At 62.5% G+C, this 26402-nt stretch carries 21 protein-coding genes and 1 pseudogene; 1 reads left to right on the top strand and 21 read right to left on the bottom strand.

Annotation, left to right across the window (positions count from 1 at the left end):
• On the bottom strand, nucleotides 1-369 hold the full coding sequence (locus GLW01_RS12100; RefSeq protein WP_160899208.1) for a PilZ domain-containing protein: 369 nt from the start codon (nucleotides 367-369) through the stop codon (nucleotides 1-3).
• A complete protein-coding gene (locus GLW01_RS12095; protein ID WP_160899207.1) occupies nucleotides 369-2159 on the bottom strand; it encodes a DUF1631 family protein in 1791 nt (596 codons plus the stop codon). The genes GLW01_RS12100 and GLW01_RS12095 overlap by 1 nt, the downstream gene beginning before the upstream one ends.
• Nucleotides 2160-2278: 119 nt before the next feature.
• Between GLW01_RS12095 and GLW01_RS12090 the strand changes: the two genes are divergently transcribed.
• The gene (locus GLW01_RS12090) at nucleotides 2279-3352 is read left to right on the top strand and encodes a 3-deoxy-7-phosphoheptulonate synthase (RefSeq protein ID WP_095616748.1); all 1074 of its coding nucleotides are present in this window, start codon (nucleotides 2279-2281) and stop codon (nucleotides 3350-3352) included.
• On the opposite strand, the pseudogene cobA reads toward GLW01_RS12090, so the two are convergent.
• From cobA to leuD, 19 genes and pseudogenes are all read right to left on the bottom strand, one after another.
• Nucleotides 3318-4106, bottom strand: a pseudogene (cobA, locus tag GLW01_RS12085) (uroporphyrinogen-III C-methyltransferase); the annotation flags it as partial. The gene GLW01_RS12090 and the pseudogene cobA sit on opposite strands and share 35 nt — an antisense overlap.
• A gap of 86 nt (nucleotides 4107-4192) precedes the next feature.
• Nucleotides 4193-5479: a serine--tRNA ligase gene (serS, locus tag GLW01_RS12080; RefSeq protein WP_160899206.1), complete on the bottom strand. Its 1287-nt coding sequence runs from the start codon at nucleotides 5477-5479 to the stop codon at nucleotides 4193-4195.
• A gap of 20 nt (nucleotides 5480-5499) precedes the next feature.
• Nucleotides 5500-6855, bottom strand: a complete 1356-nt coding sequence (locus GLW01_RS12075; protein WP_151439621.1) for a replication-associated recombination protein A — start codon at nucleotides 6853-6855, stop codon at nucleotides 5500-5502.
• A complete protein-coding gene (gene lolA, locus GLW01_RS12070) occupies nucleotides 6855-7514 on the bottom strand; it encodes an outer membrane lipoprotein chaperone LolA (protein ID WP_160899205.1) in 660 nt (219 codons plus the stop codon). The genes GLW01_RS12075 and lolA overlap by 1 nt, the downstream gene beginning before the upstream one ends.
• A complete protein-coding gene (locus GLW01_RS12065; protein WP_160899204.1) occupies nucleotides 7515-10085 on the bottom strand; it encodes a DNA translocase FtsK in 2571 nt (856 codons plus the stop codon).
• Nucleotides 10086-10166: 81 nt separating this feature from the next.
• The gene (locus GLW01_RS12060) at nucleotides 10167-11375 is read right to left on the bottom strand and encodes an O-succinylhomoserine sulfhydrylase (RefSeq protein WP_151439624.1); all 1209 of its coding nucleotides are present in this window, start codon (nucleotides 11373-11375) and stop codon (nucleotides 10167-10169) included.
• 4 nt (nucleotides 11376-11379) lie between these two features.
• A complete protein-coding gene (gene purF, locus GLW01_RS12055; protein WP_160899203.1) occupies nucleotides 11380-12900 on the bottom strand; it encodes an amidophosphoribosyltransferase in 1521 nt (506 codons plus the stop codon).
• A gap of 9 nt (nucleotides 12901-12909) precedes the next feature.
• Entirely contained in the window at nucleotides 12910-13509 is a 600-nt protein-coding gene (locus GLW01_RS12050; protein WP_095616740.1) for a CvpA family protein, read from the bottom strand.
• A gap of 66 nt (nucleotides 13510-13575) precedes the next feature.
• Complete coding sequence (locus tag GLW01_RS12045) at nucleotides 13576-14160, bottom strand: SPOR domain-containing protein (RefSeq protein WP_160899202.1); 585 nt, start codon at nucleotides 14158-14160, stop codon at nucleotides 13576-13578.
• Nucleotides 14161-14225: 65 nt separating this feature from the next.
• Nucleotides 14226-15422 carry a bifunctional folylpolyglutamate synthase/dihydrofolate synthase gene (locus GLW01_RS12040; protein WP_160899201.1) on the bottom strand — a complete coding sequence of 399 codons (1197 nt, stop codon included), beginning with the start codon at nucleotides 15420-15422 and terminating at the stop codon, nucleotides 14226-14228.
• Nucleotides 15409-16347 carry an acetyl-CoA carboxylase, carboxyltransferase subunit beta gene (gene accD / locus GLW01_RS12035; protein ID WP_095616738.1) on the bottom strand — a complete coding sequence of 313 codons (939 nt, stop codon included), beginning with the start codon at nucleotides 16345-16347 and terminating at the stop codon, nucleotides 15409-15411. The genes GLW01_RS12040 and accD overlap by 14 nt, the downstream gene beginning before the upstream one ends.
• Before the next feature lie 15 nt (nucleotides 16348-16362).
• Nucleotides 16363-17169: a tryptophan synthase subunit alpha gene (gene trpA / locus GLW01_RS12030; protein ID WP_160899200.1), complete on the bottom strand. Its 807-nt coding sequence runs from the start codon at nucleotides 17167-17169 to the stop codon at nucleotides 16363-16365.
• A gap of 3 nt (nucleotides 17170-17172) precedes the next feature.
• Nucleotides 17173-18396, bottom strand: a complete 1224-nt coding sequence (gene trpB / locus GLW01_RS12025) for a tryptophan synthase subunit beta (protein WP_151439630.1) — start codon at nucleotides 18394-18396, stop codon at nucleotides 17173-17175.
• On the bottom strand, nucleotides 18383-19015 hold the full coding sequence (locus GLW01_RS12020) for a phosphoribosylanthranilate isomerase (protein WP_160899199.1): 633 nt from the start codon (nucleotides 19013-19015) through the stop codon (nucleotides 18383-18385). Before GLW01_RS12020 ends, trpB begins: the two co-directional genes overlap by 14 nt.
• Before the next feature lie 57 nt (nucleotides 19016-19072).
• Nucleotides 19073-19915, bottom strand: coding sequence for a tRNA pseudouridine(38-40) synthase TruA (gene truA / locus GLW01_RS12015; RefSeq protein WP_340162454.1), 843 nt, complete (start codon nucleotides 19913-19915; stop codon nucleotides 19073-19075).
• A gap of 6 nt (nucleotides 19916-19921) precedes the next feature.
• On the bottom strand, nucleotides 19922-23140 hold the full coding sequence (locus GLW01_RS12010; RefSeq protein WP_160899198.1) for a FimV/HubP family polar landmark protein: 3219 nt from the start codon (nucleotides 23138-23140) through the stop codon (nucleotides 19922-19924).
• 199 nt (nucleotides 23141-23339) lie between these two features.
• Nucleotides 23340-24458, bottom strand: coding sequence for an aspartate-semialdehyde dehydrogenase (gene asd / locus GLW01_RS12005; protein WP_095616732.1), 1119 nt, complete (start codon nucleotides 24456-24458; stop codon nucleotides 23340-23342).
• A 69-nt stretch (nucleotides 24459-24527) separates the two neighbouring features.
• Complete coding sequence (gene leuB, locus GLW01_RS12000; RefSeq protein WP_151439634.1) at nucleotides 24528-25613, bottom strand: 3-isopropylmalate dehydrogenase; 1086 nt, start codon at nucleotides 25611-25613, stop codon at nucleotides 24528-24530.
• A gap of 140 nt (nucleotides 25614-25753) precedes the next feature.
• Nucleotides 25754-26398 (bottom strand): 3-isopropylmalate dehydratase small subunit, encoded by a 645-nt coding sequence (leuD, locus tag GLW01_RS11995; RefSeq protein ID WP_095616730.1) that lies wholly within the window; start codon nucleotides 26396-26398, stop codon nucleotides 25754-25756.
• Between the last annotated feature and the right edge of the window lie 4 nt (nucleotides 26399-26402).

Below are 26402 nucleotides of genomic sequence, written 5' to 3'. Positions count from 1 at the left end.
TCAGGCCTCCAGCAGGATGGCGACAGTCTCCTTCCAGGCAGGAAGGCTGTCGTCACCCGTATCCAGCACCGCAAGACCAACCCGCCAGAAGCCATCCGCCCATTCCCGGCACGAACGTACCTCGATCAGCAGCGAGTGAACGGCGCTGTCATCCACCGTCACCTTCAGATTCAGCAGAGCCCCCTCCACAACCGGCTCGTCCGCGGTAACACTGAGGCCACTGGCGGAGATGTCCCGTGTGCGGCAGCGCAGCCAGCGGGGTGGTTCGTCACCCACACCGTCCGCCACCTGGAGATCCGCCACAATACGCCCGGCAATCCGGTACTCGTCCCGCTGTTCTCCGTCTTCCGGCTTCCAGGTTCCTGTCATCAGCGCCCCACCCGCAGTCGTCCCACAACGCGGGAAAGCGTATCCGCAAACTCAGCGCCTTCACTGAGCAGCTGCGCTTCCCCATCCCGTACACGGGTGGCCAGATCTTCGCGCAGGATCTCCCGGCGATTGAGACCGTACCGGTCCACGAACACCAGTTTTCCGGAAGCCCTGATACGCAACGCCAGCTTCAGCCGCAGCGCTTCCTCCCCGCTGCCAAGCTGGATCCAGCTTCCGGCCTCCAGACGATCCACTTCCGCCAACACCTTCTCCCGGATTTCCGCTTCGTCATTGATGCGCCGTGTCTCGGCCTCATCCCGGGCTTCCCTTTCCGCTTCCGCCCGCTCACGGGCCTCCCGTTCCTCGCGCTCCTGCTCCCGCTGGCGCTCTTCTTCAAACGCCTGCTCCTGGGCCCGGCGCAAAGCCTCCGCTTCCTCCCGTGCTTTGTCCCGCGCCTCTTCGCGCTGTTTTCTCTGGGACTCCAGTACTCGCTGGAGGCTGTCCAGAGTATCACTGAGTACGCCGGCAAAGGGGTAGGCTTCCGGCAGATGGGTAAGCTCACCGGCCTCAAATCGCTCCCTGACCGACCGGAAGGGCTCGATATCAAGCTTGGCGCCCCGGGCATTGGTCCAGAGCACCTCGCCGGTTTCCTCCAGAAAACCGGTCAGAAACTGTCGGATCTGTTGGCCATCCGCCTCGTACAGATACCAGCTGCCCACCCAGCTACGGGCCTCATCCCCCTGAGCCTCATCGGGTCTCTCAAGCCAGCGCGGATCCGCTTCCGGTATGCTCGCGGCCTCCTGCTCCACCGCTTCATCCCGCAGGCGCCTGGCAAGAAGCGCATCCACCGGTGCAAAGCGCTGTGGATCCGGATCACGCCCCTCCACCAGGGTGACCACCTGCACCAGTTTGTCAGTGAGTTGTTCCCCGACGTGATAGAGCCGGTTCCGGTCCTGGCCACACAGATTCCCATCCCCAACCCAGATCAGCCATTCCAGAAGGCGGAAGGCATGGCGCCAGGGCTCGGAATCAATGCCGTGTTCCAGAGCCGCCCGACGCATCAGTACCCGCCAGTCATCCTCAATGAAAGCCCAGAGGCTGGCGGGGAGCTGCCGCCCCCGGCAGGTGCGCGAAAGCGCCGCCCGCACTGCCTGCTCCGCGGCGCGCTGGCCGGCCGCGCCGGACTCGGTCTGCCACAGCCGTTGCGCCACACGCTCGGCCTGTTCAGCCTGGTGGCTGATCTGTTCCAGCCAGTCACTGACGCAGGCCTCAAGTGGCTCTTCCCCGCCGGTCCGGAACGCCTCGCCCACCGCCTGTTCCATAGCCGCAAGATGGCTTTCCACCGGTCTATCGGAACGCCCCCCGGTCCGGCTCCATCCCCGCAATGCCTGAAGGCTGTCCAGCCACCGGTGAAGCGGGCGCTGCTCGGAGACCGCTTCAGCACCACGCGCCTCAAGGTCCAGTGCCAGCCAGAAACGCAGTCGCGCCGCACGGTGCACCAGGTAGGGATGAAGGCCTGAACGGCGCAGAAAGACGTTCATGATCCGATCCGCGAGATAGGCGGCGTTGACCTGACGCATGCTCCAGACGGCATCAGTCCGCTGAAGGTGGGTGACTACCCGTTCGTCACTGCCAGCCTGCCAGGCCTCCGACAGAGTACTGTGCCAGCGGGAACTGTCATCCGGCGCGGACTGCCCCACCGGATACGGCAGATCCGGTATCCGCAACTCGGTGATGATGGATTCAATCAGGCTCACACGTTGCCCTGCACGGTCATGGGTGTCTGGCATACACCTTAAACCAGGCAACGAACGGCGACCAGTACACAGAGGGCCGCCGGATTGCATCACCGCGGGATTTGACGCACTATAACGGCCCGTTTCCGTGCATGGGTGAACAAGAGGCAGTGATGGCAAGCAGCGACATCGAGAACGTCAACATTGAGGAACAACAGGTACTGACCACGCCGGCGGCGCTCAAGGAGCAGCTGCCACTGACCGATGCAGCGCGGCGGACCGTGCTGGAAGGTCGTCAGACCATCAACAATATCCTCGATGGCAAGGACCCACGCCTGTTTCTGGTTGTGGGCCCCTGCTCGATCCATGACCCCGATGCCGCTCTGGACTACGCCCGGCGCCTGAAGGCGCTGGCGGACGAGGTCAGCGACACCCTCTTTCTTGTCATGCGGGTCTATTTCGAGAAACCGCGGACCACTACCGGCTGGAAGGGTCTGATCAATGACCCGCACCTGGACGACAGCTTCGATATCGAGCGTGGCCTCTACATCGGCCGTAAGCTGCTGCTCGATATTGCCGAGCTCGGCCTGCCCACGGCCACGGAAGCCCTGGATCCCACGGCGCCACAGTACCTGCAGGACACCATTGCCTGGTCCGCCATCGGTGCGCGCACCACCGAATCCCAGACCCATCGGGAGATGAGCAGCGGCCTGTCCATGGCCGTCGGCTTCAAGAACGGCACGGACGGCAGCCTGGATGTAGCAGTCAACGCCATGAACTCCACCGCCAACCCGCACAGTTTTCTGGGCATCGACCAGAATGGCCAGGTGGCCATCACGCGGACCAAAGGCAATCCCTACAGCCACGTGGTGCTGCGCGGTGGCGGCGGAAGCCCGAACTACGATTCCGTGAACGTCGCCCTCTGTGAGAAGGAGCTGGAAGCGGCGGATGTGCGTAATGCCATCATGGTCGACTGCAGCCACGCCAACTCCAACAAGGATCCGGCGGTGCAGCCACTGGTCATGCAGGATGTGACCCATCAGATCAAGGAAGGCAATCAGTCCATCATTGGGCTGATGGTCGAAAGCAACATCAACTGGGGCAAACAGAAGCTTGCCGCCATGGACGAGATGGAATACGGCGTCTCCGTAACCGATGCCTGCATCGACTGGGAAACCACCGAGAAGGCCATCCGTCAGATGCGGGACGAACTCAGGGACCTGATTCCCCACCGTCACCGGAGCTGAACGCCTCCGGCTCGGCGGGCATCTGCTCCAGCCAGCCGAGCTGGCCTCTCAGACTCACCACATCGCCCACGATGATGATGGTCGGGGCACGCACCCCGGCCGCATCAACCGCCTCCACAATGGACTCCAGGGTAGCGCTGACAACCTGCTGATCCGGTGTGGTCCCCTTGGATACCAGTGCGCAGGGCGTTTCAGCCGGCATGCCATGGGCAATCAACTCGCGGGTGATCACCGGAAGCCCGACGAGGCCCATGTAGAAGACCAGTGTCTGCCGGTTCTGCACGAAATCCTGCCAGGGCAGATCCGTGCTGTCATTCTTCAGGTGGCCGGTAATGAAACGCACCGACTGGGCGTGATCACGATGCGTCAGCGGTATCCCGGCATAAGCGGAGCAACCCTGGGCCGCCGTGATGCCAGGCACCACCTGGAAGGGCACACCGTGTTCCGCCAGACGTTCGATCTCCTCGCCGCCACGTCCGAAGATGAACGGATCCCCGCCCTTGAGTCGCACGACCCGCTTTCCGGCCTGTGCGTATTCCACCAGAAGCTCGTTGATCCGGTCCTGGGGGACGCTGTGATTGGAGCGCGCCTTCCCTACATGGATGACCTCCGCGCCTTCATTGATCAGGGCCATAATGGGCTCCGAGACCAACCGGTCATGCAGCACCACATCCGCCTCACGCAGCAGGCGCAGCGCCTTGATGGTGAGCAGGTCCGGGTCCCCGGGTCCTGCCCCCACCAGATAGACCTCGCCGCCCCGCTGGATTTCCGTGGAGGTCGTCCTGCCCGGAGGCAGGAGGCTTCTCAGGCGATCCTTCACCCACTGCGTCACCATTGGCTTCAGGCTCCTTCCGGTACAAGCTCAGTGATGCCGCCCATATAGGGCTTCAGTGCCGCCGGAATACGGACCCGGCCGTCTGCTTCCTGATAGTTCTCCAGGACCGCCACGAGGGCGCGCCCTACCGCCAGGCCCGAGCCATTGAGTGTGTTCACCAGCTCTGGCTTGCCGGTCTCGGGATTGCGCCAGCGTGCCTGCATCCGACGGGCCTGGAAGTCCCGGGTGTTGCTGCAGGAGGAGATTTCCCGGTAGGCGGACTGCCCGGGCAGCCAGACTTCCAGATCGTAGGTGCGGGCAGCCGCAAAGCCCATGTCACCACCACAGAGCGTCACAACCCGGTAGGGAAGCTCTAGGCGCTGCAATACCGTCTCGGCATGGCCGGTCAACGCTTCCAGCGCCGCATCGGAGTCCTGCGGCCGCACAACATGAATCAGCTCCACCTTCTCGAACTGGTGCTGACGGATCATCCCCCGGGTATCCTTGCCATAGGCCCCGGCCTCGCTGCGGAAGCACGGCGTATGGCAGACCATCCGCTTCGGCAGTTCCGCTGCCCCCAGGATGCTGTCCCGCACCAGATTCGTGGCGGGCACTTCGGCGGTGGGAATCAGGTAGAGATCCCGATCACCGTCAATCCGGAAGAGATCTTCCTCAAACTTGGGCAGCTGCCCGGTACCGGTGAGGCTGTCGCTGTTCACCAGGTACGGCAGATAGGTTTCCGTATAGCCGTGCTCGGCGGTGTGCAGATCCAGCATGAACTGGGTCAGCGCGCGGTGCAGGCGCGCCACCCCACCCTGCATCACCGCAAACCGTGCCCGGGCGATGGTGGCGGCTGCAGCAAAGTCCATACCCCCAAGGCCTTCGCCCAGGGTCACATGATCCACCGGTTCAAAGGCCGGTTCCGCGGGTTCGCCCCAGCGCCGGATCTCAACGTTGTCCTCGTCGGAATCCCCCTCGGGCACCGTCTCATCCGGCACATTCGGAATCCCCTCGAGGAAGGCGTTGAGCTCCGCCTGGAGCTCCCTGAGCTGGTGTTCTGCGTCCGCCTTCTGCTGCTTGAGGGATTCCACCTCGTCCATCAGCGGTTGAGCGTCCTCGCCGTTGCGTTTGGCTTCCCCAATGGCCTTGGAGCGGCGTTTCTGCTCCGCCTGGAGTTCCTCGGTCCGCGTCTGGAGGTCACGCCGGCGGGTTTCCAGTTCACGCACCCGCCCGGTGTCCAGCTCATAACCGCGCCGTGCCAGCTGGGCAGCCACGGTGTCAGGATCGGTTCGCACCCATTTGGGATCCAGCATGATGCTCTCTTGTCCAGTCGTCAGTTGTTGTTTCCTTCCGGATAGCGCTGCCGGTCGCTCGCGGCATTCAGCCGATCGAGATAGGCGCGCTTTTCCGCCAGTTTCTGTTCCAGGCCACGCGGTTCCGGCTCATAGAAGCGCGTGCCGTGGAGCGCTTCCGGCATGTAGCTCTCACCCGCCGCAAACGCCTCGGGTTCATCATGGGCATAGCGGTATTCCGCGCCATAGCCCTGTTCCTTCATCAGTTTCGTGGGCGCGTTGCGCAGATGCACCGGCACCGGGCGGTCCTGGTCTTTGCGCACCAGGGCCATGCATTCGTTGAACGCCCGATAGACGCCGATGCTCTTGGGCGCCAGCGCCAGGTAGGTCACCACCTGCGCCAGTGTCAGCTCGCCTTCCGGGCTCCCCAGCCGCTCCTGCACCTGCCATCCTTCCATACTCAGGCTCAGGGCCCTGGGGTCGGCGTTACCGATGTCCTCGCTGGCAATGCGCACCAGCCGGCGCGCAATATACAACGGGTCGCAGCCGCCATCCAGCATCCGGCACATCCAGTAAAGGGCCGCATCCGGATCAGATCCGCGCACCGACTTGTGCAGCGCGGAGATCTGATCGTAGAAAACATCGCCGCCCTTGTCGAAACGCCGCAGCGACGTCTGCAGCACTTCCCCCAGAACGGCCTCATCAATGACGGGTTTTTCGCCACCCTCATCCCGAGCAAGATCCGCGCCCACCTCGAGGCTGTTGAGTGCCCGCCGCGCATCGCCATCCGCCGCCCGGGCCATCATTCCAAGCACCTCGTCGGACACCGACACCGCCTGGTTGAGCCCATCTTCCGCTTCGAGCGCACGCCGCAGCAGCGCCACAAGATCCGCTTCCTCAAGATCCCGCAGCACGTACACACGCGTGCGTGACAGCAGCGCGCTGTTGAGTTCGAACGACGGGTTCTCGGTGGTAGCGCCCACGAAGATGACGGTGCCTTCCTCGATATGCGGGAGGAAGGCGTCCTGCTGGGACTTGTTGAAACGGTGGACCTCGTCCACGAACAACAGGGTTTCCTGGCCGTTCATCTCCAGCCGTTCCCGGGCCGCATCCACCGCATTCCGGATATCCTTCACCCCAGCGGCCACAGCTGACAGCGTCTCGAAATACGCCGAGGTCTGTTCCGCCAGTAGCCGTGCAAAGGTCGTCTTACCGACGCCCGGCGGGCCCCAGAGGATCATGGAGTGGAGCTGGTTCTCCTCCACGGCACGACGCAGCGGCTTGCCCTCGCCTACCAGGTGCGGCTGGCCGACATAGTCGGTCAGCCCGCGCGGTCGCATACGCGCCGCCAGGGGCTGATGCCGCCCGTTGTCAGTGCCGAACAGCCCCTCCTGCATCAGCGGGCCCCATTGCCTCCGCTGCGGATCACATCCACGTCGTCAGGCGCGTCCAGCTCGAAACGCTCATCGGGAATGGATTCATTGAGAACCACATTGCGGAACTGCAGGTCGCTGCGCTGGTCGAGGGAGTCGTGCAGCTCCATGCCCTGCAACACACCCTCGCTGTCGAACCGCATACTCAGTTCCAGGAAGAGCGTGTCCTTATCCAGCGGTTCCAGAATGAACCGCTCGCCCTTTCTGGTTGTCTCGCGCCGGATCCGGAAGGTTTCCGACAGGTTGCTCACCTCACCGGAGAGAAGCAGGGCCGGTGTTGAGGCAATGCGTTCTTCAAGGGGATAGATGGTTACCTGGCGCAGATCCGGGTCATAGACACGCACCTTCTCCCCGGAAGTCACAATCTTCTGTTCCATGGGCGGATCGGTATGCCAGAAGAAATCGCCGCCGCGCCGGGCGCTCAGCTCACCCGTGGTCTTCTGAAGCCGTTCGCCGTCAGGGCTCTGCACCGTCTGCTCAAAATCCGCCTGATAGCTCCTGTAATCCGAAAGGCGTTTACTGAGCAGCTCTGCGGCATCCTCTGTATCAGCCGATTGACCAAAGGCCGGAAGGGCTGCCAGGCAGAGCATGATCAGTGCAATCGCGGTCCGTCTTGTCATCATCTAGTCTCTCGGTGGCGGGGCAGCAAGCACCTCGCGGGAACCATTCTGGCCGGCGGCGCTGACAACACCCGCCGACTCCATGGCTTCCACCAGGTTGGCCGCCCGGTTGTATCCAATCTTGAATTTGCGCTGCACGGAAGAGATCGAAACCCGGCCACTCTCGGTGACAAAAGCCACAGCCTCGTCAAAGAGCGCATCCTGCTCGCTGTCTTCACCGCCCATAGCGGCGATTCCAGGTACGCTGTCACTGTCTCCGCCGCTGAGCACATCGTCCACGTAGTCCGGCTCACCGCGCTGCTTCCAGGCTTCGACAATCCGGTGAACCTCATCATCATCCACAAAAGCCCCGTGTACCCGCTCGGGATTGCTGGAACCCGGAGGCAGGTAAAGCATGTCGCCATTACCCAGAAGCTGCTCGGCACCGCCCTGGTCCAACACCGTGCGTGAGTCCACCTTGGACTGAACGGAGAACGATGCCCTTGTGGGAATGTTCGCCTTGATCAGGCCAGTGATCACATCCACCGAGGGCCGCTGGGTCGCCAGGATCAGGTGGATGCCGGCCGCCCGCGCCTTCTGGGCGATGCGGGCAATAAGCTCTTCCACCTTCTTGCCCACGATCATCATCATGTCGGCGAACTCATCCACAACCACAACGATGTACGGCAACGGCTCGAGTTCCGGGCGTGCGTCCTCGCTGGGGTCCAGCGCGTTCTGCGGGTTCCAGAGCGGGTCCTTTATGGGTTCGCCGCGCTCCCGGGCGTCCCGCACCTTGCGGTTGTAACCGGCCAGGTTGCGGACACCCTGGGAGGACATCAGCTGGTAGCGCCGTTCCATTTCCGCAACACACCAGCGCAGGGCGTTGGCGGCCTCCTTCATGTCCGTGACCACCGGCGCCAGCAGGTGCGGAATGCCCTCGTAGATCGACAGCTCCAGCATCTTGGGGTCGATCATGATCATGCGCACTTCCTCGGGCGTGGCCTTGAGGAGCATGCTCAGGATCATGGCGTTCACGCCCACGGACTTCCCCGACCCCGTGGTGCCGGCCACCAGCAGGTGTGGCATCTTGCCCAGGTCAGCCACCACGGGCTCACCACCAATGTCGTTGCCCAGCGCCAGAGTGAGAGCGGAACCGGATTTTGAATAGCTGGCCGAGGACAGGATCTCGGACAGCTTCACCATCTCCCGCTCCTCGTTCGGGATCTCGATGCCCACCACGGACTTCCCCGGGATCACTTCCACCACACGGACGCTGTAAACCGCCAGGGCCCGCGCCAGATCCTTCGCCAGATTGGAGATCCGGCTGACCTTCACGCCAGCCGCCGGCTTGATCTCGAAGCGGGTGATCACCGGTCCGGGATTGACCTCGACCACTTCCACGGCCACCCCGAAGTCCGCCAGTTTTTCCTCCAGCAGGCGCGACATGTACTGCAGCGAATCCGCTGAATAGCCCTGTTTCTTATGGGGCCCGGGTTCGTCCAGAAGGCTGACTGGGGGCACGGGACTTTGCCCTTTATCAACCACCTTGCCATTACCCCGGCGACCCCGTTTTCCTTTGTCTTTCTTCTGCTCGGACTCTGGCTGCGCCTTGCCTGCCCCCTGGCCCTGGAAGCGTGTGATCGTCACCGCCTGCTGATCGGCTTCCCCGTCGGGTGCCTCGGGTGCCTCATCAACGGTATCCACCACCAGCGGCAGCGACGGCTGCTCCGATTCCACCTCGTCACTCATTACGGGTTCACGCCGCTGCGGTTCCGGCTTTCCGGATACGGCCCGGTCACGCCTGAACCGCTGACCCAGACGCTTCAGAAGGCCCGGCGACGGTTCGTCCACGCGCCGGTTCACGATGGGCGGCTCGGTTTTCTTCGGGGCATCCAGGCGGGCCTGGCGCACTTCGCCCGCTTTCCGGCGCATCCGGCCCAGCCCCCCGCTAACGGCACGGCCGCTCCAGGTCACGCCGCGCCCGAGCATCACAGCACCATGCCCGATACGGTCTATCATGGCGATCCAGGACAGGCCTGTTACCAGCGTCAGCCCGAAAAGCGCTATCGCCCCCAGGATCAGTGTGGTCGCCGGCCTGTTGAGCATGGTAACCAGGGTCATGGCCATCTCGCTGCCAAGCACTCCACCGGAGTCCGGGCCCAACCCAAAGAACGAATACAGCCCGAAAAGGCCGCAGCTGGCGGAAATGAAGAGCACAAAACCACCGGTGCGCAGGAAGAACAACGGCCAGTGGAAATCCGGATAGGTACCGCGATTGCGGTAGAGAACAATGGCGCACCAGCCAGCCAGCATTGGGAAGAGCCAGGCGAGTTCCCCAAAGAAGGTCATCAGCAGGCTTGAGAGCCAGGCGCCACTGCGGCCGGCATAGTTGGTGGCGTCCAGTTCATGCCCGATACTGGCCCAGCCGGGATCGGATGGATTGTGGGAGACCAGCGCCATCACCAGATAGACGCACAGCACAATCAGGGCAATCAGCGCGCCTTCACGCCCTCCCTGGGCCAACAGCTCACGGAAGCGGGTCTGGCCGCGATGGCCTGTCTCCTGCTGCGCCTGTCCGGATTTACCCTGTGCCATAGCGTCCACTTGATCCTTTGCCCCAAGTTAAACATGTAATGGCCTGATTCGCCAGAACATGTCCAAGCGGCAACCATTCGTTCAGCCGCCGGAAAGCGCCCGCTCGAGATCCTCGATCAGGTCCTCGACCGATTCCAGGCCAACGGACAGCCGCACAAGGTTTTCCGTGATACCTCCCCGCTCCTTTTCCTCATCAGACAGCCGTCCATGGGTGGTGGTTGCCGGATGGGTAACCGTGCTCTTGGCATCCCCCAGGTTGGCGGTGATCGAGAACAGGTTGAGGCGGTCAATCAGATGCCACGCCTGCTCACGGCCACCTCTGACCCGGAAGGACACCACGCCGCTGCCGCCACTCTGCTGGTGGCGTGCCAGCTCGTTCTGCGGGTGATCCGGCAGGCCGGCATAGAGAACGGTCTCGATGCCCGGCTGTTCACGCAGCCACTGGGCCACTTTCAGGGCATTGTCGGAATGGGCCTTCATCCGCAGCGACAGGGTTTCCAGCCCCTTGAGGAACACCCAGGCATTGAACGGACTCATGGTCGGGCCAGCCGACCGGATCACACCATGGACCTCTTCCATCAGCTGATTGCTTCCGACCACGGCTCCACCCACGCAACGGCCCTGACCATCCAGGTACTTGGTGGCTGAATGGATGACAATATCCGCCCCATGGCGGAACGGCTGCTGCAGAACGGGCGTGCACAGGCAGTTGTCCACCACCAGCAGCGCCTCATTGCTGTGCGCCAGGGTCGCCAGGGCCTCCATGTCGGCGATTTCCCCCAGGGGGTTGGAAGGGGTCTCGAGAAAGAGCATCCGGGTCTCGGGCCGGATCGCCGCTTCCCACTCCGCCTGGCTGGTCAGGTCCACGAAGGTGGTCTCGATACCGAAACGGGCCATGTACTTCTGCAGCAGAACCGTAGTGGTGCCAAAGACGCCGCGGGAGCACACGATGTGATCCCCCTGCTGGAGCAGGCCCATGAACGTCGCGAGTATCGCGGACATACCCGAGGCTGTGGCTACCCCGCGTTCACCGCCCTCCAGAGCGGCAATGCGGTCCTCAAAGGTGGCGACCGTGGGATTGGTGAACCGGGAATAGATATTGCCCGGCTCATCCCCGGCAAAACGTGCCGCTGCCTGGGCCGCGCTGTTGTAGACAAAGCTGGACGTCGGATACAGGGCTTCGCTGTGCTCAAGTTCCGGCGTCCGCCGCTGACCCGCGCGCACGGCCCGGGTTTCGACCCGTGTGCCGGTCAGATCGGCATGCGGCACCTGCTTGCTGGAATCACTCATGGGTCTACTCGTCGTTATGGATATCGATAACGTCGCTGTCCGCCGTCAGCTCCTTGTTGCGTTCGTTCTTCTTCGCTTCCGAACGCTCTTCTTCCAGGCGCGTCAGGTATTCCTCGGTCACATCCCCGGTGGGGTAATGGCCATTGAACACCGAACAGTCAAACTCGCTGATGGCCTCGTTGCCTTCCCGGGCACACGCCACCAGATCGTCCAGATCCTGGTAGATGAGCCAGTCCGCTCCGATCAGCTCCTCGACCTCTTTTTCGGTCCGGCCATGTGCGATCAGCTCCTTCGCGGCCGGCATGTCGATGCCGTACACATTGGGGTAGCGAACCGGCGGCGCCGCGGAGGCGAAATAGACTTTCCTTGCCCCGGCATCCCGTACCATCTGCACGATTTCCTGGCAGGTTGTGCCGCGCACGATCGAGTCGTCCACCAGCAGCACGTTCTTGCCCTGGAATTCCAGCTCGATGGGGTTGAGCTTCTGGCGTACCGAGCGCTTGCGCATGGTCTGCCCGGGCATGATGAAGGTCCGCCCGATGTAGCGGTTCTTGATCAGCCCCTCCCGGAACTTGACCCCCAGGTCGTAGGCCAGCGGCAACGCTGAGGTGCGGCTGGTGTCGGGGATGGGGATCACCACATCAATGTCATGGTCGGGCATATCGCGCTTGATCTTGCCGGCAAGGGCCTCGCCCATGCGCAGCCGGGACTTGTACACGGAGATGTTGTCGATGATGGAGTCGGGGCGCGCGAAATACACATGCTCGAAGATGCAGGGGTTGAGCTTGGGGGATTCCGCGCACTGCTGGGTGTAGAGACTGCCATCCGTCTCGATGTAGACCGCTTCGCCCGGAGCGATATCCCGGATCAGCTCAAAACCCTGGGAGGCCAGCGCCACGCTTTCAGAGGCGATCATGTATTCCCTGCCTTCGGGCGTCTCGCGTACGCCGAAACAGGCCGGCCGGATGCCATTGGGGTCACGGAATCCCACAATCCCGTAGCCGGTAATCATGGCAATGGCGGCATAGGCGCCCCTGGACCGCCGGTGAACGGTGCGCACCGCGTCAAACACGTCCTCACTGGTCGGATTCAGCTTGCCCTTTTTCTGGAGCTCATGGGCAAAGACGTTGAGCAGAACCTCGGAGTCCGAGTTGGTGTTGATATGCCGCAGGTCGGAGCGGAATACGTCGTTCGCCAGCTCCTCGGTATTGGTCAGGTTGCCGTTGTGCGCGAGGGTTATGCCATAGGGACTGTTGACGTAGAACGGCTGCGCTTCGGCGGAGCTGGAGGTGCCCGCCGTGGGGTAGCGCACATGGCCGATGCCCACATTGCCCACCAGTCGACGCATATGCCGCGTCCGGAAGACATCCTTGACCAGGCCGTTGTCCTTGCGCAGAAAAAAGCGCTCATTCTCGAAGGTCACGATTCCGGCGGCATCCTGGCCCCGGTGCTGAAGTACAGTCAGTGCATCATAGAGTGACTGGTTAACGTTGGTCGTGCCAACGATGCCAACGATTCCACACATCGGATTGGGTTACTCCGCGGTTGCTGGGGATTGGGATCGGTCTTCCTGCATTTCGATAAGGCGCTTTGCGCCTTCCTGCATGGCCTCTCCGGAGGCGGCACTGGTAGCTTCTGCATCCGGCAGAAGCGCATCGATCTCGTCACCAAGCACATCCCGCGTCCAGGCCTCCACCTTTGCGAGTTCCTGGACGGTGGCCGACTCGCGCCACCAGGTGTCACCAGTGACCGGTGTCATCCGCAGCAGCGCCAGCGCAACCAGCACCACCACCAGACCGCGCGCCAGCCCGAAGAACATGCCCAGGGTTCTGTCGGTGGCACTGAGACCGGTTGCTTCCACCAGACGGCCCAGTGCGTTGTTAACCACAGCACCGACGACCAGTGTGCCCACGAACAGTATGCCGAAAGCCGCGATGAGACGAACCGTGGGATTGCCGACGGTATCCGCCAGCAGCATCTGCATGTTGGGGTGAAAGGTGCGGGCGATCACAAAGGCGCCCACCCAGATCACAAGCGACATGGCTTCCCTGACGAAGCCCCGTTTCAGGCTGATCAGGGTTGAAATGGCGACAATGGCAATAATGACCCAGTCAATCCAGATCAGCGCATCCATCCGGAGGCCCCAGTGCTTTCAGGAAGCGGGCATTCTAGCAGGAATCGGGAAGCCGCCAAACCGGCGTTACTCTTCTCCTTCAACCACCATTGCTTCCAGATTGAACTCGCTCTCGAGCTGCTCCATTGCGGACACTGCTTTCTGTTCATCCACAAAGGGCCCCGCGAATACGCGCGTAAAGGTGCCTTTGTCGTTTTCCACCGTTTCGCTGTGCGCGTCCATCCCCTGATCCCGTACGCTATCACGCAGTTTCAGGGCATTGTCGCGGTTGCTGAAGCTGCCGAGGCGTACCAGCCATGCCCCTCTGAGCGCTCCGCTCTCTTCCTGCTCAACCTCGGGAGTGGGCTCAGCCTCGGAAACACGGTCGGGCTCCGGCTCATCCCTGGTTGCCGTTATCTTCTCATCACGCGCCCCGTCACGCTCGACCTCGCCTTCATCGGCTGTCGGGATCTCAGGCGCCTCTTCGGATTCCGGCATTTCCGGTTCCCGGGGCTGCTCAACCTCAACCGGTTCCATTTCAGGTTCCGGCGGAACCTCCAGAGTCTGTTCCCGGCGAGCCTGATGCGGTTCGTCGAAAAGCATCGGCAGGAAGATCACAGCCAGACTGACAATGATCAGTGCCCCGATAATCCGCTGTTTGAATCCGTCCAAATCCCTGCGCCTCGGTTGTCTTTGGTTCTGCGCGAGTGTAACCGCTTTGATGAGCCCGGGGCCAGTTACGACCCCAGCAAGGCCAGTGCTTCCGAGACCGTCAGGAAGGATCCGAACACCAGAACGCATCCCTCCTTTCCGGCCGCCTCCCGGGCCGAAGCCAGGGCTTCCCGGACCGACGGGAATGTCCGGATCCGGTCATCCGGTATGACTCCGGAAATCCGGTCACTGACCTGCTCCGCGGTCAGCCCGCGCGGTCCCGGAAGCGGGGCCAGGTGCCAACCGTCAATCACGTCGGCAAGGGTACCCGAAACGCCCTCAATGTCCTTGTCGCCCATTGCGCCATAGACGGCCTGCACCGGTTTCTCCGGAATATCGCTCAGGCGCTGGGCCAGCCAGCGTGCCGCCTGGGGATTGTGCCCGACGTCCAGGATCACCGGCGGCGCACCTTCCAGCCTCTGGAATCGCCCGGGCGGTGCGGGAGCTTCGCGGAGGGTTGCCAACAAGCCGGAATCCGCCTCGAATCCGAGAATGCCATAGGCCTCCAGAGCCGTCTGCTGGGAGGCCGCGAGCCCTCCCTCGCCATCCTCGCCACCAAAATCCCGACCGCGTATGCGCAGCGGGATCCCCTGGGCGGCCGCCTGATCCGTCACGGAGGAAGGCGGATCCGGATCACCGAACAGCGCTGGCCGCCCCGCCCGCAGGATACCGGCTTTTTCATAGCCGATCTGTTCCCGGTCATTACCCAGCCACTGGGTATGATCCAGGTCCACGCCCGTAATGATGGGCAGTACGGGGTCCGCCACATTCACCGCGTCCAGGCGTCCGCCCAGGCCCACCTCCAGGAGCGGATACGCCACTCCCGCCTCCCGGAAGAGCCAGAACGCCGCCAGGGTCGTGAACTCGAAATAGGTCAGTGGCACATTGCGGCGCGCCCGCTCCACGGCCGCCATGGCCCTGCAGATGGCCTCATCCGTGGCTTCCTCACCGTCGATGCGGATGCGCTCGTTGAAGCAACGGATATGGGGTGAAGTGTAAGCGCCGGTGCTGTACCCCCCGGCGCGGAGCAGGGATTCCAGGGCTGCAAGGGTGCTGCCCTTGCCATTGGTGCCCCCGATGATCACCACCTGACCGGGCAGGCCTTCCTGCATGAGACGCCGGTAGACGATCATTACCCGGTCAAGGCCAAGCTCCATCTCGCTGGCATGCAATGATTCGAGGTACGCCAGCCAGTCATCCAGGCTGGCATCACTCCGCGGCATTGGCGTCCCCGCTGCCCTCCTCTTCGGGCAGCTGCTCAGCAAGCGGCTCGTGTTCATCCTCCGGCGGCTGCTCGCGACGCTGCAGCTTGGCCAGAACATGGGCGATGCGATCACGCATATCGTGCCGGGAAACGATCATGTCGATCGCCCCGTGCTCGATCAGGAACTCACTGCGCTGGAAGCCTTCGGGGAGCTTCTCCCGAACCGTCTGTTCAATCACCCGCGGCCCCGCAAAGCCCACCAGGGCATAGGGTTCGGCGATGTTGAGATCCCCCAGCATCCCGAGGCTCGCGGAAACGCCGCCAAAGACCGGGTCGGTCAGTACCGAGATGAAGGGGATACCCTTCTCGCGCATGCGCTGCAGCGCTGCCGCGGTCTTGGCCATCTGCATCAGGGACAGGATCGCCTCCTGCATGCGCGCCCCACCACTGGCCGCGAAGCACACCAGGGGCACGTTCTCCTCAATACAGAAGTTCACCGCGCGGACGAATTTCTCGCCCACCACCTGCCCCATGGAGCCACCCAGAAACTGGAATTCGAAGGCTACAGCCACCACCGGCACGTCCTGAACGGTGCCAGCCATGGCCACCAGGGCATCCTTTTCGCCAGTACTCTTCTGAGCCTGGCTCAGACGATCCTTGTAGCGCTTGGTGTCCTTGAACTTGAGGCGATCCACCGGTTCCAGATCCGCCGCGAGCTCCCGGCTGTCTGTGCCGTCAAAAAAGATCTCGAGACGGCGACGGGCATTGATCCGGATGTGGTGCTCGCACTTCGGGCAGACGTTAAGGTTGCGATCCAGTTCCGGGCGGTACAGAAACCCGTTGCACTTGGGGCACTTCTTCCAGAGCCCTTCGGGAACCGTGGAACGCTGTTGTGCGTCCGAACGGATCATCCCGGGCATGATCTTATCGAGCCAGCTGCTCATGAACTGTCCTCCGGCTCAGGGTGTATCAAGGCTGTCCCGCAGGGGCTTCACCAGGGATTTCAACGCCTGGTGCAGTGAATCACCGCCCTCGGGATGCCGGCCAATGCAGTCAACAATAACACTACCCACGATAATAGCATCCGAAACCCGTCCTATGGCGCCCGCTGTTTCCGCATCCCGGATTCCGAAACCGACGCCCACTGGCAGCTCCGTGAGTTCCCGGATGTGGGCAACCCGTTCCTCCACTGCCCCGGCATCAATACTGGCTGAGCCGGTTACGCCCTTGAGCGAGACGTAATAGACGTAGCCGCTGCTGTGTTCCCCCATGCGCCGGATGCGTTCATCCGAAGTAGTGGGCGAGATCAGGAAGATCAGATCCAGACCCTGGGCACGGAACCACGGCACAACCTCCCCGGCCTCTTCGGGCGGCAGGTCCACCATCAGGACACCATCCACACCGGCCTGTGCGGCGTTTTCCGCAAACGCCTCGTAACCCATGGCTTCCACCGGATTCAGGTAGCCCATGAGCACCACAGGGGTTTCCGTATCCGTCTCGCGGAACCGGCGCACGACCTCCAGCACATCACGGCTGGTACAGCCGTTTGCCAGGGCCCGTTCACAGGCCCGCTGGATGACCGGGCCGTCCGCCATGGGATCGGAGAACGGCACCCCGAGTTCGATGAGATCCGCACCGGATGCCACCAGGCTGTGCATGATGCGGAGGGTTTCACCGGTATTCGGATCCCCGGCAGTGATATAGGGAATCAAGCCCTTGCGGCGCTGCTCGCCCAAGGCCGTGAGTCTCTGTTCGATTCGGCTCATGAGTCAGCGCCCCTCCACTTCGATGTTGTCCATGCGGGCGACGGTATCCATATCCTTGTCGCCACGACCCGAAAGGTTGATGACAATGGACTGGTCCGGGCGCATCTGGGGCGCCAGCTTGATGGCCCAGGCAATGGCATGAGCGGTTTCGAGCGCGGGCATGATGCCCTCCACCGCCGTCAATCGCCGGAACCCATCCATCGCTTCGTCATCCGTCACCGATACATAGTTCACACGCCCGATGTCCTTGAGCCAGGAGTGTTCGGGCCCTACGCCAGGATAGTCCAGCCCCGCGGACACAGAATGGGTTCCGGAGATCTGGCCGTACTCGTCTTCCATCAGGTAGGTCCGGTTACCATGCAGCACTCCGGGCCTGCCAGCGCTCAGCGGCGCCGCATGCTGACCGGATTCGATGCCGTACCCGCCGGCTTCCACCCCGTACATGGCCACTGATTCGTCACCCAGGAAGGGATGGAAGAGACCGATCGCATTCGAGCCGCCGCCGACACAGGCCACCAGCGCGTCCGGCAGTGCCCCGTTCTTTTCCAGGCATTGCTGTCGGGTTTCACGGCCGATCACTGACTGGAAATCACGCACCATCATCGGATAGGGATGCGGGCCCGCCACCGTGCCGATGATGTAGAAGGTGTCATCGACATTGGTGACCCAGTCCCGGAGTGCCTCGTTCATGGCATCCTTTAGAGTCCTTGTGCCGCCTTCGACCGCTTCAACCTCGGCCCCGAGAAGCTTCATGCGGTAGACGTTGACAGCCTGCCGGCGAACATCCTCGGCGCCCATATAGATCTTGCATTTGAGACCAAGCCTTGCTGCCACTGTTGCCGTGGCAACACCGTGCTGACCCGCGCCCGTTTCCGCGATCACGCGCGGTTTCCCCAGGAACTTCGCCAGCAGTGCCTGCCCAATGGTGTTATTCACCTTGTGCGCACCGGTATGACAGAGGTCCTCGCGCTTGAGCCATATGGAAGCACCGCCCAGCTCACTGCTCAGTCGATCCGCGTGGTACAGGGGGGTGGGTCTTCCCACATAATCCGCCAGATCACTGTTGAACCGGGCGAGGAAATCGGGGTCCTCACGCAGCCGCCGGTATTCACTTTCCAGATGTTCCAGTGAGTCGATCAGGGTCTCGGAGACAAAGCGGCCCCCGTAGGCGCCGAAATGGCCCCGCGCGTCCGGACTATCCTTGATCTGTTGTTCAGTCAGTTTCATGGGTCAGGGTAACCTCCCGGACGAATTCATTGATGCGCTGGGAACTCTTGATACCCGGCGCCGACTCGACACCGCCGCTGACATCCACAGCCCAGGGGCGGACACGGCGCACCGCCTCACCCACATTATCCGGCGTCAGACCACCGGCCAGAATCAGGGGCAGTTTCCGTGTCTCCGGCAGCCAATCCCAGTTGAAGGTTTTGCCGGTACCGCCGTAGCGGTCCTCACTGTAAGCGTCGGCAAGCAGGCCGAACGCTCTATCATAGGTACTCTCGGCTGCGGCAACCACCCGGGAATCCCGAACCCTGACCGCGCGGATCCATGGGTGCCCGAACCCCGAGCAGAATTCGGCTGATTCATCCCCGTGGAACTGCAGCAGATCCAGCGGCACTTTTGACAGCGCCTCCCGGACCAGCGACTCAGAGGCATTCACAAAAAGCCCCACTGTGGTCACGAACGGGGGCAGCGCCGCGCGGATCCGTTGAGCCTGTTCCAAGGTGACATGACGCGGACTCCCAGGGTGGAAGACCAGCCCGATGGCATCCACGCCAGCCTGCGCCGCTGCCACGGCGTCCTCTTCGCGGGTGATGCCGCAGATCTTGATTCGGGTGCGTGGCAAGACCACCTCCTGCGCCAAAACGCACAGGATAGCGCCCGCGGCCCCACAGACCAAGTCTCAGAGATTCCCGGAAAGCCACCAGGGGCCCAGTCTGGGCCGGGGCACCCCACACTGCTCCGGATAGCCGATATCCACCAGGTAGAGCCCCTGTGGCGGTGCAGTGATACCCGCACGGCGACGATCCCGCTGGCACAGAAGCTCAGCGACCCACTCCGGGTGGCGTTCCCCGTGACCCACAGCCATCAGGGTCCCGGCGATATTGCGCACCATGTGATGAAGAAAGGCATTGGCCGCAATATCCAGCACCAGAAAGGGCCCTTCCCTGTTAACCGTGGCCGCTTCAATACAGCGCCAGGGGCTGTTGGCCTGACAGCCGGCTGCGCGGAAGGCCGAAAAATCCTGTTCACCTGGAAGGTACTGTGCGGCCTGATGCATGGCATCCGCGTCGAGTGGCGTATGGGTCCACGCCACGCGCCCGCGCAGCAGTGCCGGAGGTGTTGGCGTGTCCAGCATCACGTACCGGTAACGGCGGGAGTGGGCAGTAAAACGTGCACTGAAATCCGATGCCACATTGCCAGCCCAGTGAACGCGGATGTCGGCCGGCAGAGCACTGTTGATGCCCAGAACCCACGAGCGGATGGCGCGCGAGGCCCCCGTATCAAAGTGCACAAGCTGGTAGCAGGCGTGAACGCCTGAATCCGTACGCCCGGCACAGACTGGCTCTACAGGCTCATTCGCCACTCTGGAGACAGCTGCCGCCAGAGTGCCGCCAATGGTCCGGATACTGCTTTTCTGGTCCTGCCAACCATGGAAGCCGCCGCCATCGTATTCGACAACCAGGCCAATACGCCCGGGGCCAGCCGCGATCGCAGTCGTCAGCTCAACGGGGTCCTGCAGCACGGCAGATCAGAGTTCGCTGAGAAGCCGCTGGGCTTCCTGCTGCTGTTCTTCACTGCCTTCACGGGCCACCTCTTCCAGAATGTCCCGTGCGCCGTCCGCATCGCCCATCTCAACATAGGCCCGGGCCAGATCCAGTTTGGTGCCCGCTTCATCCGTGCCCTCAAGGAAGTCGAACTCATCATCACTGTCTTCCGATCCAGTGGACGTCTCGCCTGACTCCATATCGCCCGTCTCTTCCTGGTGTCCCTGGGATGCCTGTGATTCCTCACCCTCAAGAGCAGCCAGCTCCTCGTCGGAGAGCGCGCTCTCGGCCCCGAGATCCTCCATCTCAGAGTCCATCAGACTCTCTTCCAGCTGATCGGCGGGGGCTTCGTCCTCACCGCCGGAAGCGTCACTGGTTTCCCCGGGCGCTTCGGGTTCTTCGCCAACGCCCTCCTGAGCCACCTCTTCAGCAAGCTCAAGATCCTCGTCCGAGACATCCAGACTCAGGTCATCCAGCTCATCATCACCTTCCGGTGCGGCGTTTTCCCCGGCCGGGGCAGCTGTTTCCCCGGACTCTCCAGCTTCAGCCTCACCATCGGTCACCCGATCAAGTTCCGCATCCAGCTCTTCGAGGAAGGAGTCATCAAAATCCGTACCGGATGGCGCCTCGGAAGCGGTTTCTGCCGGTTCCTCCCCGGTGTCCAGATCAACATCCAGATCGTCCAGGCTCAGATCCGTATCCGCATCACTCGCCTGTTCAGTGTTATCACCGGTTTCAGACACGGGTTGCTCAGCGGCTTCAGCTTCCGCATCCAGCTCAGGCACGGACTCTTCTTCCGTCTCTCCCGGCTCCTCCAGCTCCAGATCATCCATGGAGAACCCGAGATCGGCCACATCCTCTTCTGAGTCTGAGGCATCCACGGTGTCTTCGCTGGCGCCTGTCGTTTCGGATGCAGCCGGGGTTTCTTCCTCGCCAAGATCGAAGTCGAGACTGAATTCCTCGGACTGCAGCTCCTGATCCCCGCCCTTTTCGGCATGGCTGGTATCGCTGCTTTCCGAGCCGCTGGATTCATCCAGCAGATCGTCAACGTCCTCGAGGGCGCTGAAGTCAAAGCCCTCGTCCTCAAGCGACGCATCATCCTCAAGGGATTGCCCGCCAGTCTCCGCTTCGGAGCCCGTGCCCGTCTTCAGCTGTTCGGTCAGGTCCTCAATGCTGAGGTCCTCGTCAGCGGCCTCCATACGGCTGCGAAGCGCATCCGCCTGCTCGATGGCTTCATCGTCATTGAAGGCCCCGAGCTCGCGATACTGCTTTTCGAAATTCTCTGACTCACCGGCATCGGCATAGACCTCGAGCAGCTTCAGCCGCAGGTCCACGCGGCTGGGTTCCGATGAAATGGCCCCTTCAAGATGCCGGGCAGCCTGCCCGAGACGACCATAGGCCAGGTAGACATCCGCCTCAGCCAGCGCATCCTCGCTGCCCTCGCTGCGCGGTGCCGCCTCTTCACCGGTAGCCTCCGTGGCCGTTTCATCTCCGGCCGCGTCCAGATCCAGTGGGTCCTCAGCCTCAACCGGTTCCTCCGGGTTTTCGGAGACATCCTTCAGCTGGTCGTAGAAAGCCTGTTCCCGCGCAGCATTGCGCCGTGCCAGGCCCCAGAGCAGCGCCAGCAACGCAATGCCCAGTACACCCGCACCGATCTGGTAACGGGGATCATTGATTACGCGCTGAACAACATCACCGGCACTCTTTGGAGCACCCTGACTCTTGGTCTGTTCCGGATCAGGCTGCGCCGAAGCGTCGCCATCATCCGGCTCACCGCCGGAGCTCGCCGCTGCGGCCGGGTCAGACTCATCGTCATCGGCGCCCGCTTCCCCGGAACCTGACTCAGCCGTGTCCGATTCGGCCATGGACTCCTCGACAGATTCCTCAGAAGCGACCGAATCCTCGCCCGAATCCCCTTCCGTGGTCTCTCCACCGGAGGCCTGACCGCTTCCGGTCCCAGTTGCATCATCCGCCGCGGTTTCATCACCGTCGGTACCGCCGGTACCTTCCGACTCCGTATCACCAGACGCCTGACCACTCTCGCGTGCCTTGGCAAGCCGCTGTTCCATCTCCGCAAGCTGATCGTCCTTCAACTCGATCAACTGGCTCATGGTATCCAGCTGTTCCTCGAGATCCTTCAGGCGATCCGACAGCTCCTCGCGATCCCTTTCCGCCCGCTCCAGTTCTTCCAGAGCAGCAGCAAGGCGTTCATCACCCTCACCGTCGCCCATGCCGGCCATGGTGCCGTCACCAGCACTGTTCTCACCGTCCGCTACCAGGATCCGCAGTTCATCGCCGCTCTCACCGGATGACGACTGCTGCCCGGTTGCGCCCGCCTGTTGCTGGGATTGATCCGCTCCTCCAGCCTGCTCGGCTTCAGGCGCAGCCGCGGTTTCCGCCTGGCTCTGGCCAGCCTGCTGGTGCCGTTTGTTCTGGGCCATCACCTGCTGGATCGCCTCCTGCCTGGAGCGGGAGCGCATGGCTTCCTCAGAGGGGATGCGCAGGACGCGCCCCCGGCGCAGCTGGTTGATATTGTTGTTGCTGAACGCATTGGGATTGGCTTCCTGGACCGCCAGCATCACCTGGTGGCGGCTCAGGTCGCTGGACGGGCTGACCTCCCCGGCAATCCCCCAGAGGGTGTCATTGGCACCAGTGGGTCCGTATTCGTCAGGGCTTCCGCCCGTAGCCGAAGTCGCGCTTTCCGGCTGCCGGCGCTCGCCCCGGGCCTCCGGAGCGGCCTGCTCACGTGTCCGGGTATCGCCGCCACCGGTTTCCGCACTCGGCCCAATCGCTTCCGGGCCGGGATCACGGGAGGGGGGATCCACCAGGAAGGAATATTCACGCAACAGCCGCCCATTTGGCCAGGCAAGCTCCACGAGAAAGTTCAGGAATGGCTCCCGGATGGGGTCCTCAGAAGTAACGTTAATCCGGAACCCGCCATCGGATTCGATCACGTCAAAATCCAGATCATGGAGAACATCCATGCGACGAAGCCCGGCCCGCTCAAATGCGGACTCCGGTGCCAGCGATACCCGGATCTGGTCTGCGGACAGATCGCCCGGCTCACTCAGCTCGATCTCGGCCCGCAGCGGTTCATTCAGGTTCGTCAGTATTCGACCCTCGCCCATGCCGAGCGCCTGAGCCAGACCTGATCCAAGCCCACCCGCCAGGGCGAGCGCCACCGCCAGTTTGCGTACTTTCATGCCGTTTCCTTTCCCCGTTCTCGTCAGGCAGCCGTCCACGGATTCCGCGCAGATTACGGAAATAGACCTGTAATTATGAAGTTAAGCGGAAGTATTGTTGATAACTGCGAATTACGCAATAAATCGCCGGGCACTGGAAGCGCCCGGCTGGCGGGAATGCGCCCCGGTTCACGCCAGACCGGGACGCTGCATTCAGGAATCAGCCATCACGCTCAAGCAGGATGGCCAGCATACGCCGCAGCGGTTCAGCCGCCCCCCACAGCAGCTGGTCGCCCACGGTGAAGGCGTTGAGATACTCCCCGCCCATGGCCAGCTTGCGCAGCCGACCGACCGGAACCGTCAGGCTGCCGGTGGCATAAGCCGGGCTCAGCTTTTCCATACTGGCCTGCTGCTCATTGGGTACCACCTCGCACCACTCACTGTGCTCCCGGAGCATGGCTTCGATATCCGCGAGCGGAACGTCCCTGCGAAGCTTGATGGTCAGCGCCTGGCTGTGACTGCGCATGGCGCCCACGCGAACACAGGTGCCATCAATCGGGATCGGGTTATCAGTACGCCCGAGGATCTTGTTGCTCTCCGCGCCCGCTTTCCATTCCTCCTTACTCTGGCCGGAGGGCATGGGCTTGTCGAGCCAGGGAATCAGGCTGCCCGCCAGGGGCACACCGAAATTCTCCGTGGGGAACTCGGAACTGCGCATGGTCGAGGTCACCTGCCGGTCAATCTCCAGGATCGCCGAGGAAGGATCCGCCAGAAGATCGGATACGGCGCCGTTAAGCGCCCCCATCTGATCCAGCAGCTCCCGCATGTGCTTGGCGCCGGAGCCAGAGGCGGCCTGGTAGGTCATGGGGCTGATCCATTCCACCAGATCATGATCAAACAGGGCCCCAATACCCATCAGCATGAGGCTGACCGTGCAGTTACCGCCGATGAAATCACGCTGCCCGGCATCCAGAGCCCGGTCAATCACGCCACGATTCACCGGGTCCAGAACAATCACCGATTCATCCTCCATCCGCAGGGCGGAGGCGGCGTCAATCCAGTAACCATTCCAGCCTGACTGGCGGAGGGGGCCATAGACCTCATTCGTATAGTCCCCACCCTGACAGGTGACGATGATGTCCATCGCCTTGAGTTCATCAATGTCCCGGGCATCCTTGAGCGGCGGCGCCTCCTTGCCGAAGTCCGGCGCGGGCTTGCCCGCCTGGGATGTGGTGAAGAACACCGGCTCGATTCCGGCGAAATTATTCTCTTCCTGCATCCGCTGCATGAGCACGGATCCGACCATGCCACGCCAGCCAACCAGACCTACTCGCTTCATTGTGCCGCCTCTGTTTTCAGTGTCTTGGGTTTTTCGCCGGGGCTGCGGCGATCGCAGCCATGGCCGCTCCTACAGGTGCGTGTCCAGGGCCGATAGCACCGCTTCGCCCATGGCGCGGGTGCCAACCAGCTGCGTGCCCTCGAAATGGATATCCGGCGTACGCAGCCCCTGTTCCAGCACGTCCTGCACCGCTTTTTCGATCGCGCCCGCTGCACCTTCCATGCCAAAGCTGTACCGCAGCATCATGGCACCGGACAGAATCGTCGCCAGCGGGTTCGCCTTGTCCTGGCCCGCAATATCCGGCGCCGACCCGTGGCAGGGTTCGTACATGCCCTGCTTGCTCTCGTTCAGCGCCGCCGAGGGCAGCATCCCGATGGAACCGGTCAGCATGGCTGCCTCATCAGACAGGATATCACCGAACATATTGCCGGTGACAATCACGTCAAACTGGTTCGGATCGCGCACCAGCTGCATGGCGGCGTTATCCACATACATGTGACTCAGCTCAACGTCCGGATACTCCCTCGCCAGATCCTCCATTACCTCACGCCACAGCGCGGTCACTTCCAGCACGTTGGCCTTGTCGATGGAACATAGTCGTCCGTTGCGCTGACGCGCGGATTCAAATGCCACGCGCCCGATGCGCCGGATCTCGGATTCGTTGTAGCGATAGGTATTGATCCCTTCCCGTTCTCCGCTTTCCAGCGTCTCAACGCCGCGGGGCTGACCAAAGTAGATGCCGCCGGTGAGCTCCCGCACGATCAGGATGTCCAGGCCGCTGACCACTTCCGGACGCAGGCTGGAGGCCTCCGCCAACTGCGGGTACAGGAACGCGGGACGCAGATTGGCGAAAAGACCCAGGCCGGAGCGCAGGCCCAGCAGCCCCTTCTCGGGCCGATTGGCCATCTCCAGATGATCCCACTTGGGGCCGCCCACAGCGCCCAGCAGGATGCCCCCGGCTTCCCGCGCCCTGCTCATGGTGTCGTCCGGGAGCGCAGTGCCCGCGGCCTCAATGGCGGCACCGCCGACCAACGCCTCATCGAAATCGAGTCCCAGCGAAAGCCGTTCATTGGCGTGCCCAAGAACCGCGCGTGCCTGCTCGATGATATCCGGGCCGATGCCGTCACCCGGCAGGAAGAGTACTCTCTGTGTCATAGCATCATGATCCTTGTCCAGTAATCCAGTTTCGAGGGTTATTACGAAAATCGCCCGCAAAGCGGGCTCCTACATATGAAAACTAATGTATTACTGTAGAAGCCTGCCCCCGCAGGCAATCCGGAACAGCTTCCAGGAACTCACCCGGCAGGAAACAACCAGGGCGCCTCCTGCTTCCGGCGTTCCTCGTAGGCCTGGATGGCATCCGCATCCTCAAGTGTCACGCCGATATCGTCGAGGCCGTTGAGCAGGCAGTGGCGCCGGAACTCATCCACCTCGAAGTGATAGATCTTACCGTCCGGCGTGGCAACAGTCTGGTTCTCCAGATCCACGGTCAGTGCATAGCCCTCGACGGACTCCACCGCACGGAACAGCTCGTCGACCTCTTCCTCTTTCAGAACAAGCGGTAACAGGCCATTTTTAAAGCAGTTGTTGTAGAAGATATCGGCAAAACTCGGGGCAATAATCGCCCGGAAACCAAAATCCTCCAGCGCCCAGGGCGCGTGCTCACGGCTGGAGCCGCAACCGAAGTTGGCGCGCGTCAGCAGCACACTCGCTCCCTGGTAACGCGCCTGGTTCAGCACGAACTCAGGGTTGAGCGGCCGTTGACTGTTGTCCTTGCCTGGCTGACCTTCGTCCAGATAGCGCAGCTCGTCGAACAGGTTGGGCCCGAAGCCAGTGCGCTTGATCGACTTGAGGAACTGCTTGGGGATGATCATGTCAGTGTCGACATTGGACCGATCCATGGGGGCAACCAGCCCCGTGTGCCTGGTGAATGCCTTCATGATC

Origin of the sequence: Vreelandella halophila, assembly GCF_009856365.1 — a bacterium.
In the GTDB taxonomy this organism is placed as follows: Bacteria; Pseudomonadota; Gammaproteobacteria; order Pseudomonadales; family Oleiphilaceae; genus Halospina; species Halospina utahensis_B.
This window is presented reverse-complemented; position numbering and strand designations above follow the sequence as displayed.

Excerpts from the sequence above, each read along its gene's own strand:
- GLW01_RS12100 (WP_160899208.1), bottom strand. The coding sequence starts at position 369 with ATGACAGGAACCTGGAAGCCGGAAGACGGAGAACAGCGGGACGAGTAC.
- GLW01_RS12095 (WP_160899207.1), bottom strand. The coding sequence starts at position 2,159 with ATGCCAGACACCCATGACCGTGCAGGGCAACGTGTGAGCCTGATTGAA.
- GLW01_RS12090 (WP_095616748.1), top strand. The coding sequence starts at position 2,279 with ATGGCAAGCAGCGACATCGAGAACGTCAACATTGAGGAACAACAGGTA.
- serS (WP_160899206.1), bottom strand. The coding sequence starts at position 5,479 with ATGCTGGATCCCAAATGGGTGCGAACCGATCCTGACACCGTGGCTGCC.
- GLW01_RS12075 (WP_151439621.1), bottom strand. The coding sequence starts at position 6,855 with ATGCAGGAGGGGCTGTTCGGCACTGACAACGGGCGGCATCAGCCCCTG.
- lolA (WP_160899205.1), bottom strand. The coding sequence starts at position 7,514 with ATGATGACAAGACGGACCGCGATTGCACTGATCATGCTCTGCCTGGCA.
- GLW01_RS12065 (WP_160899204.1), bottom strand. The coding sequence starts at position 10,085 with ATGGCACAGGGTAAATCCGGACAGGCGCAGCAGGAGACAGGCCATCGC.
- GLW01_RS12060 (WP_151439624.1), bottom strand. The coding sequence starts at position 11,375 with ATGAGTGATTCCAGCAAGCAGGTGCCGCATGCCGATCTGACCGGCACA.
- purF (WP_160899203.1), bottom strand. The coding sequence starts at position 12,900 with ATGTGTGGAATCGTTGGCATCGTTGGCACGACCAACGTTAACCAGTCA.
- GLW01_RS12050 (WP_095616740.1), bottom strand. The coding sequence starts at position 13,509 with ATGGATGCGCTGATCTGGATTGACTGGGTCATTATTGCCATTGTCGCC.
- GLW01_RS12040 (WP_160899201.1), bottom strand. The coding sequence starts at position 15,422 with ATGCCGCGGAGTGATGCCAGCCTGGATGACTGGCTGGCGTACCTCGAA.
- accD (WP_095616738.1), bottom strand. The coding sequence starts at position 16,347 with ATGAGCAGCTGGCTCGATAAGATCATGCCCGGGATGATCCGTTCGGAC.
- trpA (WP_160899200.1), bottom strand. The coding sequence starts at position 17,169 with ATGAGCCGAATCGAACAGAGACTCACGGCCTTGGGCGAGCAGCGCCGC.
- trpB (WP_151439630.1), bottom strand. The coding sequence starts at position 18,396 with ATGAAACTGACTGAACAACAGATCAAGGATAGTCCGGACGCGCGGGGC.
- GLW01_RS12010 (WP_160899198.1), bottom strand. The coding sequence starts at position 23,140 with ATGAAAGTACGCAAACTGGCGGTGGCGCTCGCCCTGGCGGGTGGGCTT.
- asd (WP_095616732.1), bottom strand. The coding sequence starts at position 24,458 with ATGAAGCGAGTAGGTCTGGTTGGCTGGCGTGGCATGGTCGGATCCGTG.
- leuB (WP_151439634.1), bottom strand. The coding sequence starts at position 25,613 with ATGACACAGAGAGTACTCTTCCTGCCGGGTGACGGCATCGGCCCGGAT.
- leuD (WP_095616730.1), bottom strand. The coding sequence starts at position 26,398 with ATGAAGGCATTCACCAGGCACACGGGGCTGGTTGCCCCCATGGATCGG.